The 15131-nt window shown below is 64.8% G+C and carries 16 protein-coding genes and 1 tRNA gene; 8 read left to right on the forward strand and 9 right to left on the reverse strand.

The genetic code is table 11. The features are described from left to right. The first annotated feature begins 4 nt into the window (after positions 1-4). The 7 genes from pqqB (at position 5) to NH8B_RS16850 (ending at position 4994) form a co-directional block, all read left to right on the forward strand. Positions 5-934 (forward strand): pyrroloquinoline quinone biosynthesis protein PqqB, encoded by a 930-nt coding sequence (gene pqqB, locus NH8B_RS16820; RefSeq protein ID WP_014088312.1) that lies wholly within the window; start codon positions 5-7, stop codon positions 932-934. Beyond that, positions 927-1679 carry a pyrroloquinoline-quinone synthase PqqC gene (gene pqqC, locus NH8B_RS16825; protein WP_014088313.1) on the forward strand — a complete coding sequence of 251 codons (753 nt, stop codon included), beginning with the start codon at positions 927-929 and terminating at the stop codon, positions 1677-1679. The genes pqqB and pqqC overlap by 8 nt, the downstream gene beginning before the upstream one ends. Next, the gene (gene pqqD / locus NH8B_RS16830) at positions 1673-1945 is read left to right on the forward strand and encodes a pyrroloquinoline quinone biosynthesis peptide chaperone PqqD (RefSeq protein WP_014088314.1); all 273 of its coding nucleotides are present in this window, start codon (positions 1673-1675) and stop codon (positions 1943-1945) included. The genes pqqC and pqqD overlap by 7 nt, the downstream gene beginning before the upstream one ends. Then, positions 1938-3047, forward strand: coding sequence for a pyrroloquinoline quinone biosynthesis protein PqqE (pqqE, locus tag NH8B_RS16835; RefSeq protein ID WP_014088315.1), 1110 nt, complete (start codon positions 1938-1940; stop codon positions 3045-3047). The genes pqqD and pqqE overlap by 8 nt, the downstream gene beginning before the upstream one ends. A gap of 251 nt (positions 3048-3298) precedes the next feature. Then, positions 3299-3841, forward strand: a complete 543-nt coding sequence (locus NH8B_RS16840; protein ID WP_014088316.1) for a flavin reductase family protein — start codon at positions 3299-3301, stop codon at positions 3839-3841. A 151-nt stretch (positions 3842-3992) separates the two neighbouring features. Further along, complete coding sequence (locus tag NH8B_RS16845; protein ID WP_014088317.1) at positions 3993-4595, forward strand: phosphatase PAP2 family protein; 603 nt, start codon at positions 3993-3995, stop codon at positions 4593-4595. Positions 4596-4637: 42 nt separating this feature from the next. Further along, on the forward strand, positions 4638-4994 hold the full coding sequence (locus NH8B_RS16850; RefSeq protein WP_014088318.1) for a diacylglycerol kinase: 357 nt from the start codon (positions 4638-4640) through the stop codon (positions 4992-4994). An 88-nt stretch (positions 4995-5082) separates the two neighbouring features. Here NH8B_RS16850 and NH8B_RS21345 read toward each other — a convergent pair whose 3' ends face one another. Beyond that, on the reverse strand, positions 5083-5748 hold the full coding sequence (locus NH8B_RS21345) for an OmpA family protein (RefSeq protein ID WP_014088319.1): 666 nt from the start codon (positions 5746-5748) through the stop codon (positions 5083-5085). A 524-nt stretch (positions 5749-6272) separates the two neighbouring features. Here NH8B_RS21345 and NH8B_RS16860 point away from each other — a divergent pair. Then, complete coding sequence (locus NH8B_RS16860) at positions 6273-6932, forward strand: DUF1345 domain-containing protein (RefSeq protein WP_232503492.1); 660 nt, start codon at positions 6273-6275, stop codon at positions 6930-6932. Positions 6933-7094: 162 nt separating this feature from the next. Here the strand turns inward: NH8B_RS16860 and NH8B_RS16865 are convergent. The 8 genes from NH8B_RS16865 to NH8B_RS16900 all read right to left on the reverse strand — a co-directional run bounded on the left by NH8B_RS16865 (position 7095) and on the right by NH8B_RS16900 (position 15112). Further along, a tRNA-Ile gene (locus NH8B_RS16865) sits at positions 7095-7171 on the reverse strand. A gap of 29 nt (positions 7172-7200) precedes the next feature. Then, entirely contained in the window at positions 7201-9123 is a 1923-nt protein-coding gene (gene rpoD / locus NH8B_RS16870; protein WP_014088321.1) for an RNA polymerase sigma factor RpoD, read from the reverse strand. Positions 9124-9197: 74 nt separating this feature from the next. Next, complete coding sequence (gene dnaG / locus NH8B_RS16875) at positions 9198-10961, reverse strand: DNA primase (RefSeq protein ID WP_014088322.1); 1764 nt, start codon at positions 10959-10961, stop codon at positions 9198-9200. Between the two features lie 69 nt (positions 10962-11030). Further along, positions 11031-11477: a GatB/YqeY domain-containing protein gene (locus NH8B_RS16880; protein WP_014088323.1), complete on the reverse strand. Its 447-nt coding sequence runs from the start codon at positions 11475-11477 to the stop codon at positions 11031-11033. Positions 11478-11598: 121 nt separating this feature from the next. Further along, positions 11599-11811: a 30S ribosomal protein S21 gene (gene rpsU, locus NH8B_RS16885; RefSeq protein ID WP_008952516.1), complete on the reverse strand. Its 213-nt coding sequence runs from the start codon at positions 11809-11811 to the stop codon at positions 11599-11601. A 123-nt stretch (positions 11812-11934) separates the two neighbouring features. Next, positions 11935-12732, reverse strand: coding sequence for a thiazole synthase (locus NH8B_RS16890; protein ID WP_014088324.1), 798 nt, complete (start codon positions 12730-12732; stop codon positions 11935-11937). A gap of 16 nt (positions 12733-12748) precedes the next feature. Further along, positions 12749-12949, reverse strand: a complete 201-nt coding sequence (gene thiS / locus NH8B_RS16895) for a sulfur carrier protein ThiS (RefSeq protein WP_014088325.1) — start codon at positions 12947-12949, stop codon at positions 12749-12751. 6 nt (positions 12950-12955) lie between these two features. Further along, positions 12956-15112 (reverse strand): RelA/SpoT family protein, encoded by a 2157-nt coding sequence (locus tag NH8B_RS16900; protein ID WP_014088326.1) that lies wholly within the window; start codon positions 15110-15112, stop codon positions 12956-12958. Positions 15113-15131: the final 19 nt, after the last annotated feature.

Consider the following 15131-nt stretch of genomic DNA (forward strand, 5'->3'; position numbering starts at 1 on the left):
CCCCATGTTGCGCGTCATCATTCTCGGTGCCGCGGCCGGCGGTGGCCTGCCGCAATGGAACTGCGCCTGCGACGTCTGCCAGGCAGCCCGTCTCGGCCACCGCGCCACGCCGCAGACGCAATCATCGATCGCGGTATCCGCCGATGGCGCGCACTGGGTCCTGATCAACGCCTCGCCCGACATCCGCCAGCAGTTCGCCGCGGCCCCGGCGCTGCAGCCGCAGAGCTTCCCGCGCTCGAGCCCCTTGAGCGCGGTGCTGCTCACCAACGCCGACGTCGACCACATCGCCGGCCTGCTGTCGCTGCGCGAGAGCCAGGCCTTCCCGGTGTACGCCAGCGGCCGCGTGCAGCGCGTGCTGGAAGCCAACGCCGTGTTCAACGTGCTCGACCGCCAGCAGGTGGCGCGCCGCACCCTGACGCTGGATCAGCCGCAACCGGTGCTCGACGCCAACGGCGCCGACACCGGGGTGCGCGTCGAACCCTTCACCATCCCCGGCAAGGTCGCGCTGTGGCTGGAAGACCCGCACGCCGCCAACTTCGGCAGCGTGCCGGAAGACACCATCGGCCTCGCCCTGAGCGCGGTGGGCTCGCGCAGCCGGCTGTTCTACCTGCCCGGCTGCGCCGCGCTGCCCGGCGACATCAAGGCGCGCCTGCGCCCCGAGGACAGCCTGCTGTTCGACGGCACCACCTTCACCGAGGACGAGATGATCACCTGCGGCGTCGGCCACAAGACCGCCTCGCGCATGGGTCACCTGCCGATGAGCGGCGAGGGCGGCGCGATCGCGCTGTGGCAGGACGTGCCGCTGGCACGCAAGCTGTTCATCCACATCAACAATACCAACCCCGTCCTGCTTGCCGACAGCCCGGAGCGCGCCGCCATCGTCGCCGCCGGCTGGCAACTGGCCCGTGACGGCATGGAGTTCTGCGTTGAATAAGCCCCTTACTGCCGTGCTGTCGCCGGCCGAACTGGAAGATGCGCTGCGCACCATCGGTCACGAGCGCTATCACAACCGTCATCCCTTCCACCACCTGCTGCACGGCGGCAAGCTGAATTTCGGCCAAGTGCAGGCCTGGGCGCTCAACCGCTACTGCTACCAGGCGGCGATCCCGCGCAAGGACGCCGCGCTGATCAGCCGCATCCACGACCGCGAACTGCGCCGCGAATGGGTGCAGCGCATCCTCGACCACGACGGCTACGGCGACGAGGAAGGCGGCATCGAACGCTGGCTGGTGCTCACCGACGGCCTCGGCCTGGCGCGCGACTACGTCATCTCGCGCCAGGGCGCGCTGCCCGCCACGGTGTTCGCGGTGGAAGCCTACGTCGACTTCGTGGCGCGCCACCCGCCGGTGGTCGCCGTCGCCTCCTGCCTCACCGAACTGTTCGCCCCGGCCATCCACAAGGAGCGCATCGTCGGCCTCCTGGAAAACTACGACTTCATCGACGACAAGGTGCTGGCCTACTTCCGCCGCCGCCTCTCCCAGGCGCCGCGCGACGCCGACTTCGCGCTCGACTACGTCAAGCGCCACGCCACCACGTTGGCCGAACAACAGGGCGTGCTCGACGCGCTAACCTTCAAGTGCAACGTGCTGTGGGCGCAGCTCGACGCGCTCTACGCCGCCTACGTCGCGCCGGGCATGATCCCGCCGGGCGCCTTCGACCCGAGCCGGCCGCCATGCTGACCCTCGAGAGCACCGTGCGGCTCGCCCCCGGCACCCGGCTGCAGCACGACAAGGTGCGCGAACGCTGGGTGCTGCTGGGGCCAGAACGCATGCTGATCGTCGACGACATGGCGCGGCTGATTCTGGAACGCAACCGCGGCCAGAGCATCGGCGCGCTGTGCGCGAGCCTGGCCGCCGAATACGCCGCGCCGCTCGACACCGTGCAGCAAGACGTGCTGGCCCTGTTCACCACCATGAGCGAGAAAGGGTTCCTGCGCCATGACTGATACCGCCCTGACCCCGCCGCTGGCCGTCCTGCTGGAACTCACCCACCGCTGCCCGCTGCGCTGCGCCTACTGCTCCAACCCGCTGGCGCTGACCCCGGCCAGCGCCGAACTCAGCACCGCCGAGTGGTGCGCCATCCTCGACGAAGCCGCCGAGATGGGCATGCTGCAGGTGCATTTCTCCGGCGGCGAGCCGATGGCGCGCGCCGACCTGCCCGAGCTGGTGGCGCACGCCAGCCGGCTCGGCCTCTACAGCAACCTGATCACCTCCGGCGTGCTGCTGAACGAAGCCAAGCTCGCGGTGCTGGCCGAGGCCGGCTTGAACCACGTCCAGCTCAGCTTCCAGGGGCTGGACGAAGCCGTGGCCGAGCCGCTCTCCGGCTTCAAGGGCGGCGTCGCCAAGAAGCAGGCCGCACTGGACCTGGTGCAGGCCGCCGGCCTGGCGCTGACGCTGAACTTCGTCATCACCCGGCAGAACGCCCACGAACTCGACGCCATGCTCAGCTACGCCGAAGCGCGCGGCATCGCCCGCGTCGAGGTCGCCAACACCCAGTACTACGGTTGGGGGCTGCAGAACCGCGCCGCGTTGATCCCGAGCGAAGCCCAGCTCGACGCCATGACGGCGCTGGTGACCGAATGGCGCGAGCGGGTGAAAGGGAAAATGGTGATCGACTACGTCATCCCCGACTACTACGCGCGCCGCCCCAAGGCCTGCATGGGCGGCTGGGCGCAACGCTTCCTCAACGTCATGCCGGACGGCACGCTGCTGCCCTGCCACGCCGCACAGACCCTCACCCACCTCGACTTCCCGCGCTTCCCGGCCAGCACGTTGGCCGAAGCCTGGTTCGACTCGCCCGCCTTCGCCGCCTACCGCGGCACCGCCTGGATGCCGGAGCCGTGCAGCGGCTGCGACAACAAGGAAAAGGACTGGGGCGGCTGCCGCTGCCAGGCGCTGGCGCTGGCCGGCGACGCCAACACCCTCGACCCGGTGTGCGAACGCTCGCCCAAACACGAGCAGGTGGTCACGCTGGCGCGCCGCGAAGCCCAGTTGGGCGACGTGCCGCTGCAACTGCGGCGCTTCTCGTACGCCATGACCGAGGCCTAGCCCGGCCCGTCCCCGCCCCAACGGTGCCAACAGCCACAGCCCCGCTTCCCCGGAAGCGGGGCTGTCGCGTTTCCGCGTCGCCCTCACCGACCGCTTCGGCCAACCTTTTGAGCATTCCTCGCGCGCCAGACGAAGCCACGCCGCCGTGTGCCGCCAAACCGCGATGCGCGGTTGGCACACCCCCGCCCCCCGGCCTACGCTGAAACAATCCGGCTCGACCCGAGCCCACACCCAACCACCAGCGAAGGGACATGCGCGTGACCAAACAGCCTTACCCCCTGGCCCAAGTGTATGGCCTGCTCGAACCCGGCCCGGTGGTCCTGGTCAGCACCGGCGACGCCCGCCACGCCGACATCATGGCGATGTCGTGGCACACCATGCTGGAGTTCGAGCCACCCCTGGTCGGATGCGTGATCAGCCGCCGCAATGCCAGCCACGCCCTGCTGACGGCGAGCGGGCAATGCGCCATCAACATTCCCACCGTCGATCTTGCGGAGCAGGTGGTCGCCTGCGGCAATAGCTCCGGGCGGACGGTCGACAAGTTCGCCACCCTGCCCCTGACGCCGGCCCCCGCCTCGTGCATCGCCGCGCCGCTGATCGCGGAATGCTACGCCAACCTCGAGTGCCAGGTCGTGGATACCGCCCTGGTGGAGAAATACGACTTCTTCGTCCTCGAGGTGCTAGCGGCCTGGATCGACCCGACGCGCCCCGCACCGCAGACGCTGCACCACCGCGGCTATGGGAACTTCATGGTGGCCGGCGAAGTCATCCAGCTGCCGTCTAAAATGAGGTGACAGGCACCGCTGCTCCCCGGCGCTGGCCTATGCTCGCCACAGCAGTTCGCCAGCACCGCCCCGCCCAGACGAATCGGGTCAGCGACGTTATCATCGTGGCCAGACGGCGGCACACCCTCCCCATCGACACGGTTTCCCGGACAATCCCCGCATGACTCACCTCGAAGCCCTGAACCAGGCCCTGTTCCTCACCCTCAATGGGGCTCCCGATAGCCCGTGGTGGCGTATCGCCGCCGCCACCGTCGTCGCCGACGACCTGATCCTGCTGATCCCGCTGCTGCTGCTTGGCCTGTGGTTCTGGGGTAACGATGCGCGCCGCAACGTCGCCCTCAAAGCCTGCCTGGTCGCCTTGCTGGCCCTCGGCCTCAACCAGCTGATCGGGCTGATCTGGCCGCATCCCCGTCCCTTCGCCCTGGGGCTGGGGCACACCTTCATACCCCACGCCGCCGACTCGTCGTTTCCCAGCGATCACATGACGGTATTCGCCAGCATCGGCATCGCCTTGTTCCTGGGCCGGGAAAAACCGCTGGGCACGCTGGTACTGCTGGTCAGCCTGAGCGTGGCCTGGGCACGCATTTACCTTGGCGTGCACTTTCCACTCGACATGCTCGGCGCCGTCGCGGTAAGCGGCATCAGCCAAGCCGTGGTGACACCGTTCTGGGCCCGGGTCGGCGATCAGACCACCCGACTCGCCCTGCGGCTCTACCGCACGCTCTTCGCCTGGCCCATTGCCACGGGCTGGATCCGGCGCTGACACCGGCGGCAGCACATCAGACAGAACGCACAAGGAGAGGGAGTGAAAGGACAGTCATTCGATAAGCGGCTGGGTTACGCACTGCGCGGACTGGTGCTGGCCGTCGGGCGGGAAAAAAGCCTGCGCACCCAGTTGCTGGCCGCCGTCGTCGTCCTGATCGTGCTGCTGCTGGTGCGCCCGGCGGCGCTGTGGTGGGCCATTCTGGCCTTGGCGGTAGGCTTGGTACTGGTGGCGGAGCTCGCCAATACCGCGCTGGAGACGTTGACCGACCACCTGCACCCCGAGCGGCATCCGGAAATCGGCGTGGCCAAGGATATCGCCGCCGGCGCCGTGCTGCTGGCCAGCCTCATGGCGCTGCTGGTCGGGATCGCCTTCCTGCTGAGCTGCCTGGGCGCCTGATGGCGCCCCTCCGCCTCTTCCGCTACAGACAGGTCGCACCCCCGCCCAGCCAACAACGATGCCGTCGGCTGGGCCGGGCAGGCCTCGCTTAGCGGGCCGCCTCGCCGACGAAGATTTCGACACGGCGGTTCTTGGCACGGCCAGCCGCGGTGCTGTTGCTCGCGATCGGTTCGCTCGAACCGCGGCCGTCGATGCTGATGCGGTTCATCGCCACGCCGCGCGCCACCAGGTAGCTCCGCGTCGCGCTGGCGCGGTTCACCGACAGCGGACCATTGATGGCATCCGAACCAGTGCTGTCGGTATGGCCGATGATCTTCACCGTGGTCACCGGGTTCTGATTCAGGGTGGTGGCGAAACGGTCCAGGATCGGGCGCATGTTGGACTTGATGTCGTAACGGCCGGAATCAAACGACACGTCGCTCGGGATATCGAGCTTGAGCTGGTTGTCGGCGGTCTGGCTCACGCTCACGCCGGTCCCCTTGGTCGCCTGCTCCATCGCCGCCTTCTGCTCCTGCATGTGCTTCGACCACAGATAGCCCCCGCCCGCCCCCAGCGCCGCACCGACGGCGGCGCCGGTCGCCGCGCTGCGGCCGGTATGCCCCCCCGCCGTCAAACCGCCAATCACCGCCCCGGCGGCCGCGCCGATGGCGGCACCGGTGCCGGTATCGCGTTGGGTTTCGTTCATGTTGGCGCAGCCGGAAAGTGCGCTGACACCGAATGCGACAGCCGTAAGGGTAACGATGATCTTCTTCATGTGAGGCCCTCCATCGAGTCTTGCAGAATGTTCAGTAGAGAAAGTACCGCCGAGTAACATCGGTTTGATGCGAGCAGGAGCGGGTGGTTCGCCCGTCTGTGTCTGTAATCATAGTACGGCTGCAAGACATTGCTCTGTCATGGCAGACTCCGCGCCCATGCGACCGAGCCGCCACACGCCCCCCATGACAGGCGGTGGGCACCGGGCGTCCCACCCTCAGCGCACACAACTCCCTCTTCCAGGCCCTCGGTTGCGACAAAAAGCAACGCGCCGCCAGCCGCCCACACGCCGGCCAGACCCGGGGGCAAAGCGCATTGCCAATATCGCCGCAGCGCCGGTACGCTTGCCATGAACTGCGCCCTCCCGCCCCTCCGTCCCTGGGCGAGTAGGCTACAGTCAGGGTACGATCCAATCAGGACGGCAACAAAAACAGCAGGCCTCTTCGACCCAGGCCGGATTCGGGCGGACGAGGGAACAACGAGGACGTCATGCGACAGGAGTTGCACCGCGCGATGAATACGAGAATGGAACATCGACGGCACTGGCCGCTGTTCGCGCGCCGCAGCCTGCTGGTCGCGGCGCTTGGCGGCGTGCTGGCGGCGCTGGCCAACCCGTTCTGGGGCAACCCGGTGGCTCAGGTGCTGGTGGGCTGGAATACCGCTTCGCTGATCTGGCTGCTCGCCGTGGGCTGGCTGATCGGTCACGCCGGGCCGCAGGACGTGCGCCACCACGCGGCCGAGCTCGACCCCAGCTGGATGATCTCGCTGGGGATGGCCATCGCCGCCCTCACCGCCAGTGTCGGGGCGATCTTCTTCCTGCTCGCCGGCGTCAAAGGGCTGCCCGGGGGCGGGCGCCTGCCGCACGCCCTGGCGGCCATGATCACCATCGCCACCGCCTGGGTCAGCCTGCACACGCTCTATGCGCTGCATTACGCCCATCTCTACTACGCCCACAGCGGCGACCGCACACCCGGCAGCGGCATCGACTTCCCCGGCACGCGGCAGCCCACCTTCGGCGACTTCTTCTATTTCTCGTTCACCATCGGCGCCACCTCGCAGACCTCCGACGTCGCCATTACCGCTTCGCGCGTGCGCAAGAGCGTCCTCATTCACGCCTGCCTCAGCTTTGCCTTCAACACCACCCTGCTGGCCCTGACCATCAACCTGGCGGCAGCATTGTTCTAAGCACCCAGCCCATCGCGCCATGCAGCCGTGTTCCGCGTCTCGTGCACCATCCCAGAGGATACCACCACGGCCTCGAGCCACGTTTCACCCCCATCACACCACGCCAGAACGGCAAAGAAAAAGGACCTATCGCTTTCGCGATAGGTCCTTTCCGATATGCCTTGGTGGGCCCTCCGGGGCTCGAACCCGGGACCAAAGGATTATGAGTCCTCTGCTCTAACCGACTGAGCTAAAGGCCCTGTGGGGGCGCATTATAGCAGAATATCGGTTACTGGTTGCCCGGCTCGTTGTCGAGGAAACTGCGCAGGCGCTCCGAGCGGGTCGGGTGGCGCAGCTTGCGCAGCGCCTTGGCTTCGATCTGACGAATACGCTCGCGCGTCACGTCGAACTGCTTGCCCACCTCTTCCAGCGTGTGGTCGGTGTTCATGTCGATGCCGAAGCGCATGCGCAGCACCTTGGCCTCGCGCGGGGTCAGTGTTTCCAGCACTTCCTTGGTGGCGTCCTTGAGGCTGGAGTACATCGCCGCGTCGGACGGTGCCAGGTTGTTCTGATCCTCGATGAAGTCGCCCAGGTGCGAATCGTCGTCGTCGCCGATCGGGGTTTCCATGGAGATCGGCTCCTTGGAAATCTTCATGATCTTGCGGATCTTGTCTTCCGGCATTTCCATGCGCTCGGCCAGTTCCGCCGGGTCCGGCTCATGCCCGGTCTCCTGCAGGATCTGGCGGCTGATACGATTCATCTTGTTGATGGTCTCGATCATGTGCACCGGAATGCGGATGGTGCGCGCCTGGTCCGCGATGGAGCGGGTAATCGCCTGACGAATCCACCAAGTGGCGTAGGTCGAGAACTTGTAGCCGCGACGGTATTCGAACTTGTCCACCGCCTTCATCAGGCCGATGTTGCCTTCCTGGATCAGATCGAGGAACTGCAGGCCACGGTTGGTGTACTTCTTGGCGATGGAAATCACCAGACGCAGGTTGGCCTCGATCATTTCCTTCTTGGCGCGGCGCGCCTTGGACTCGCCCGCCGACATCTGGCGGTTGATTTCCTTCAGGTCCTTGATCGACAGCATGGCGCGGTCCTGCAGTTCGGCCAGCTTGGTCTGCTTCTCGATGATGGCGTACTTGAAGCGGGTCAGCGCCTCCGACCACGGCTTGCCCGAGCTGATCTCGTCTTCCACCCAGTCGGTGTTGATCTCGTTGCCGGGGAAGTACTTGATGAAGTGGGCGCGATCCATGCGCACGCGGGTCACGCAGATGTCCTGGATATCACGCTCGTAGGAGCGGATCTCGTTGACACGGCTGCGCAGCGACTCGCACAGGCTTTCGATCTGGCGCGTGGCAAAGCGCACCTTCATGAACGACTCGGTGATCGCGCCTTGCAGCTGGCGGTACTCTTCGCTCTGGTTACCCTGCTTGCGCAGCACCACCACCAGTTCCTCGAACAACGCGCGCACCAGCGCGAAGTGCTCCAGCGACTGCAGCTTGAGTTCTTCCAGATTGGCGTTGGAGATGGCCTCGGCGTCTTCTTCCTCGGCTTCCTCCTCTTCCTCTTCCTCGTCCAGCACCTCGTCGGGGTCGACCGGCTCGGCGAACGGCACTTCTTCCTCGACCTCGGCGTTCGGATCGATGAAACCGTCCACTACTTCGTCGACACGGATGTCGCCGGCTTCGACACGGTCGAGCAAGGCCAGCACTTCGGAGATGGTGCCCGGGCAGGCCGAGATCGCCTCGATCATGTGCTTGAGGCCGTCTTCGATGCGCTTGGCGATTTCGATCTCGCCTTCGCGCGTCAAGAGTTCGACCGAGCCCATTTCACGCATGTACATGCGCACCGGGTCGGTGGTGCGACCGAACTCGGAGTCGACCGAGGACAGCGCCGCTTCCGCTTCTTCCACCGCGTCTTCGTCGGCAACCGCCGGCGTGGCGTCGGACATCAGCAGCGTATCGGCATCCGGCGCCTCGTCGTAGACCTGAATGCCCAGACCGGTGATCATCGTGACGATGTTCTCGATCTGTTCGGTATCCGACACGTCTTCCGGAAGATGGTCGTTGATCTCGGCGTAGGTAAGGTAGCCGCGCTCCTTGCCCAGCGCGATCAGCAAACGCAGGCGTTTGCGCTGATCCTCAAGACTCATCGATTCCTGCTCGTTGTCTTGCATATCTTTCTGATTTTCGGGAGAGGCCGCCATTTCGCTTCCTGCTTGAAAAAAGCCGAAAAAAAACAGTTAAGTTTACCATAACCCCGTGACGAGCCCCAGCACCACTAGCCTTGCCGGGTCAGCAAGGCGCGCAGCAACTGGGTTTCCTCAGGTGTTAGACCTTCATTCCTTGACTTTTGTTTTAGCCTTTCCAGTTCGGCTTCACGCAACAATTTAAGCAGTTTGACGTTGCCGTCCTGAAACTGCTGGCGTGCCTCCTCGCCGGTGTCGGCAAACTCGTCGGGGTCTTGCATGGCCTGCTGCAATACGCTGTCCACCAGCCCTTCGAAAGGGGTGCCGCGAATGCTTTCCACCAGCCGGGCCGTATTGGGCTCCTGCGGCATCTCGTGCACTCGTTCGGCCAACATGGCAAAACAGGCCAATTCGTCGGACAGCGCCACGCTGTCGGAGAGCGTCACATCCTCCGCCCAGCGCGGGTTCATCAGCAGCCACTTGATCTGCTTGCGCACGATCGGCGTATTGATGTAGCGGTTCGACTCGTTGGGCAGGCGGTATTCGCGCCTGCCCTTGCGCTCCGGCTTTTTCAGCCCCATCAGCATGTCGAATTCGTCGACGTCCACGCCGGCCAGTTCGGCCAACCTTTTCTTGATGATGAGCGCCAGCGCCGGTGCGGCAATCTGGTTCAGGAGCGGCATGGCCTGACGGATCAGGTCGGCCTTGCCCTCCGGGGTATTCATGTCGGCGCGCCCGGTCAGCTCACGGGTGAGATAGACCGACAGCGGCAGACTTTGCTGCTCCAGGCATTCCTCGAACGCCTCGCGACCAAACTCGCGGATGTAGCTGTCCGGGTCGTGCTCCTGCGGCAGAAACAGGAAGTTCAGCGCCTTGCCGTCGACCAGCTGCGGCAGGCTGTTTTCCAGCGCACGCCACGCCGCCTTCTGCCCGGCCTTGTCGCCGTCGAAGCAGAAGTACACCTGGTCGGCATGGCGCAGCAGTTTCCGCACATGCTCGCCGGTGGTGGCGGTGCCGAGCGTCGCCACCGCGTATTCGACGCCGTACTGCGCCAGCGCCACCACGTCCATATAGCCTTCGACCACCAGAACGCGGTTTTTCTCCCGGATCGCCTGGCGCGCCTCGTACAGGCCGTACAGCTCGCGCCCCTTCTCGAACAGCGGCGTCTCCGGCGAGTTGAGGTACTTCGGCTCGCCCTTGCCCAGCACCCGCCCGCCGAAGCCGATGATGCCGCCGCGCTGGTTGCGGATCGGAAACATCACGCGGTCGCGGAAGCGGTCGTAGCGCTTGCCCTCGTCGCCCGCGATCACCAGCCCGCTCTCCACCAGCTTCTCGTCCTGGTAGTCAGTGAAAATCGCCTGCAGGTTCTGCCATTCGCCCGGCGCGTAGCCGAGTCCGAAGCGCGCGGCGATCTCGCCGGTCAGGCCCCGCCCCTTGAAGTAGCCGATGGCGGCGGGCGAGGACTTGAGCTGTTGCTTGTAGTACGCCGCCGCGCGCTGCAACAGGTCTTCCAGCGTCACCTTGCGCTCGCGTGCCTCGCGGCTGGCCTGCGGGTTGGCCGAACGCTCTTCCGGCACCGGCATGCCGAGCCCTTCGGCCAACAGCCGGATGGCATCGACGAAGCTCAGTCCCTGGTACTCCATGACGAAGCCGATGGCCGAGCCGTGGGCGCCGCAGCCGAAGCAGTGATAGAACTGCTTGCTCGGGCTAACGGTGAACGAAGGGCTTTTTTCCTTGTGGAAGGGGCAGCAGGCGAGGAAGTTCTGGCCGGCCTTCTTGAGCGGGACGTAACGATCCACCACGTCGACGATGTCGACGCGGGACAGCAGCTGATCGATGAAATCCTGCGGGATCAACGACAGGTTCTCGCGTCAGTCAGGCAGCACCACCGAACAGCTTGCGAACAGAGCACGCGTGCGGGCACCTCAGCCGGCCAGCTTGGCTTTGATGCGGGCGGAGACCACGGCCATGTCGGCACGGCCGGCCATCTGCGGGCGCAACAGCCCCATGACCTTGCCCATGTCCTGCATCGAGGCGGCACCGCTCTGCACCACGGCGGCGTCGATCAGCGCATCGATTTCGGCTTCGGTGAGCGGCTGCGGCAGGTAGCCGGTCAGCACGTCCATTTCCGCCTTTTCCTTGTCCGCCAGGTCCTGGCGGCCCGCAGCCTCGTACTGGGTGACCGAATCACGGCGCTGCTTGAGCATCTTGTCGACCACAGAGATGATGCCGGCGTCGTCGAGTTCGACGCGCTCGTCCACTTCCTTCTGCTTGATCGCCGCCATCAGCAGGCGGATGGTGCCGAGACGCTCGGCGTCCTTGGCCTTCATGGCCGTTTTCATGTCGTCACTGATGCGCAGTTTGAGGCTCATGTCTTGCTCGCGGAAAAAGACGAAACCATCGGCATGGCAGATGGCTGAAATTCGTGAAGTACAAATGGCAAAACCGCAGGCGTTGCCTGCGGTCCTGCATTCTTGCCGTGCTACGAAGCGATTAGTACAGCTTCGGCGGCAGCATCTGGCTGCGCAGACGCTTGTAGTGACGCTTCACGGCAGCGGCTTGCTTGCGCTTGCGCTCAGCGGTCGGCTTCTCGTAGAACTCGCGGGCGCGCAGTTCGGTCAGCAGACCGGTTTTTTCTACAGCGCGCTTGAAGCGGCGCATGGCGACTTCGAACGGCTCGTTCTCTTTGACGCGGATATTCGGCATTACCTTAGTGTCCTTAAATTCTGGAAGCTAAATGCTTGAAGAAAACAAATATTTTAACAACGTTCAGGGTTTTGTAAAAGCCTGACGCGACTCAAGCAAGTGTTTTGTGCGCTTTACGCATCACTACTTGCGAGCGGAAATCACCCCCTCACTCGGAGAACTTGGTGTTGCACTATAAAAACGCTTGGGCATGCGACCCGCGCGATACGCGGCACGCCCCGCTTCCACGGCCAACTTCATGGCCCGGGCCATCAGCACCGGGTCATCCGCCGCGGCAATGGCGGTATTCATCAGGATGCCGTCGCAGCCCAGTTCCATGGCGATGGCGGCATCCGAGGCCGTTCCGACGCCGGCATCCACCAGCACCGGCACCTTGGCCTCTTCGATAATCAGTTTCAGGTTCCACGGATTCAGGATGCCCATGCCGGAGCCGATCAGGCTCGCCAGCGGCATGATGGCGCAACAGCCGATGTCGGCCAGTTCACGCGCCACGATGGGATCATCCGAAGTGTAGACCATCACGTCGAAACCTTCCTTGACCAGCACTTCGGCGGCCTTGAGCGTCTCGCGCACGTTGGGGAACAGCGTGTGCGGATCGCCCAGCACCTCGAGCTTGACCAGGCGATGGTCGTCCAGCAGTTCACGCGCTAGGCGCAAAGTGCGCACGGCGTCGTCGGCGGAATAGCAACCCGCCGTATTGGGCAGCAGTGTATACCGGTTTTTCGGCAGAAAGTCGAGCAGATTCGGCTCGTCGGCGTTCTGACCGAGGTTGACACGGCGAATCGCCACGGTGACGATTTCGGCGCCAGAGGCGTCCAGCGCCTCGGCGGTCTGGGCAAAATCACGGTATTTGCCGGTGCCCACCAACAGGCGCGACGCATAGGCCTTACCGGCGATGACAAGCTGATCCTGCGACATCATTCCCTCGTACCTTCCTTCAACCGCCGCCAACGGCGACGACAATTTCCAGTTCATCCCCATCGGACAAACATTCTTCACCATGGCGGCTGCGCGGCACGATCTCGCCGTTCTTCTCGATGGCGACGCGCTTGCCGGCCAGTTCCAGTACGGCGATCAGATCGGCCAGCGTGGCAACACCGTCCAGCACCTGCTCCTCGCCGTTGACACGAATCTTCATGCGGGATTATCTCCGTTCCGCCTGCTGCACCACGTCGATCTGCTGCACCTCGTTCAGCACCTTGCCGAGGTGGGCCAGGCTCTCGACCTGCAGGCGGAAATGAATGTGGATGAAACCGTCTCCAACGTGGGTATCCTGGGTGTCGACGCTCTCGATGTTGGCCGAAGCCTGAGAAATCGCGGTGGCGATCTCCGCCAGCGCCCCGCGCTCGTTGCGCGCCAGGATGCTGATGTTGACGCCGAACATGCGCTCCTTCGTGCTATCCCAGGTGACGTCGAGCAGCTTGTCGTGATCAACGCGCTTGGTATTGGGGCACACCACACGGTGCACCAGCAGCCCCTGCCCCTTGGTGATCACCCCCAGGATGTCATCACCCGGGATGGGGTGGCAGCAGGTGGCCAGCTGCACCGCGCCGCCCTCGTTGCCGCGGATGGTGACCGGCCCGATATGCACGTTCTCGCCGGTGCGCTCCCCGGCCAGTTCGGCCAGCCGGCGCGCCACCACGATCGGCAGCAGTTTGCCGACGCCGATGTCGGCCAGCACATCATCGAACGGCTGGTCCTTCTCGCCATACTGCGCGAGGTAAGCGGCATGCAGCGCGTCGTCCAGCGTCAGCGGCGTGGAGGCCAGCGCGCTGACCGCCTGCTTCAGTAGACGCTCGCCCAACTGGGCTGCCTCCTCGTGCTGCAGGCTCTTCAGGTAATTGCGGATGCAGGAGCGGGCGCGGCCGCTCTGCACGAAGCTCAGCCACGACGGGTTGGGCTTGGACTGGGTGGAGGTGATGACCTCCACCGTGTCGCCGTTGCGCAGCACGGTGCGCAGCGGCATCAGCGAATGATTGACGCGCGCCGCGATGCAGCGGTGGCCGATATCGGTGTGCACGGCGTAGGCGAAGTCCACCGGCGTCGAGCCCTGCGGCAGCACGATGATCTTGCCTTTGGGCGTGAAGACGTAGACCTCGTCCGGGAAGAGGTCGATCTTGATGTGTTCGAAGAACTCGACGGCGTCGTCGCTCTCGGCCTGGATGTCGAGAATGCTCTGCAGCCATTGGTGCGTACGCTGGTGCGCGGCGTCGAGCGAGGCGTCGCCGCTCTTGTACATCCAGTGCGAGGCCACGCCGGCCTCGGCCACGCTGTTCATCTCACGGGTGCGAATCTGCATTTCCACCGGTGTCCCGTACGGGCCGAACAGCGTGGTGTGCAGACTCTGGTAGCCGTTCCCCTTGGGAATGGCGATGTAATCCTTGAACTTGCCGGGAATGGGCTTGTACAGGCTGTGCAGCGCGCCCAGCGCCAGGTAGCAGCTGGGCACATCGTTGACGATCACGCGGAAGCCATAGATATCCAGCACTTCGGAAAACGACAGGTGTTTTTCCTGCATCTTCTTGTAGATGCTGAACAGGTTCTTCTCGCGGCCCTTGATCGTCGCTTCGATATTGCACTCGACCAGCTTCTGGCTCACCGAGTGCAGAATCTTGCTCACCACCTCGCGCCGGTTGCCGCGCGCGGCGCGCACCGCCTTCGACAGCACGTGGTAACGGTGCGGATGCAGGTGCTTGAACGCCAGGTCCTGCAACTCGCGGTAGACCTTGTTCAAGCCGATGCGGTTGGCGATCGGGGCATAGATTTCCAGCGTTTCCAGCGCGATGCGCTGGCGCTTGTCCTCGCGCATCGCGTCCAGCGTGCGCATATTGTGCAAGCGGTCGGCCAGCTTGACGATGATGACGCGAATGTCGCGCGCCATCGCCAGCACCATCTTGCGGAAGTTCTCGGCCTGGGCCGTTTCCTTGGTCTGGTACTCCAGCCGCTCCAGCTTGGAGAGGCCGTCGACCAGGTCGGCGATGGTGCGGCCGAACTTCTCCACCAGCGTCGGCTTGGTGACGCCGGTGTCTTCCAGCACGTCGTGCAGCAATGCCGCCGCCAGGCCCTGCACGTCCAGCCGCCACTCGGTGAGCATGGTGGCGACCGCCAGCGGATGGGTGATGTAGGGCTCGCCGCTCTTGCGCGTCTGCCCCTCGTGCGCCGCGCGACTGAGCTCGAAGGCCTGCCGCAGCAGCTGCACGTCCTCCGGTCTCAGGTAACGGGCGGCAGCCTCGAGAAAGGCTGCCGCGTCGGCGTCGATCATCGCCTCATAGTTGATGATCGCGGAGAGGTCTGCGCTCATGGAGCCTTCCATCGGACGC

This window comes from Pseudogulbenkiania sp. NH8B, from assembly GCF_000283535.1.
Classification (GTDB): Bacteria; Pseudomonadota; Gammaproteobacteria; order Burkholderiales; family Chromobacteriaceae; genus Pseudogulbenkiania; species Pseudogulbenkiania ferrooxidans.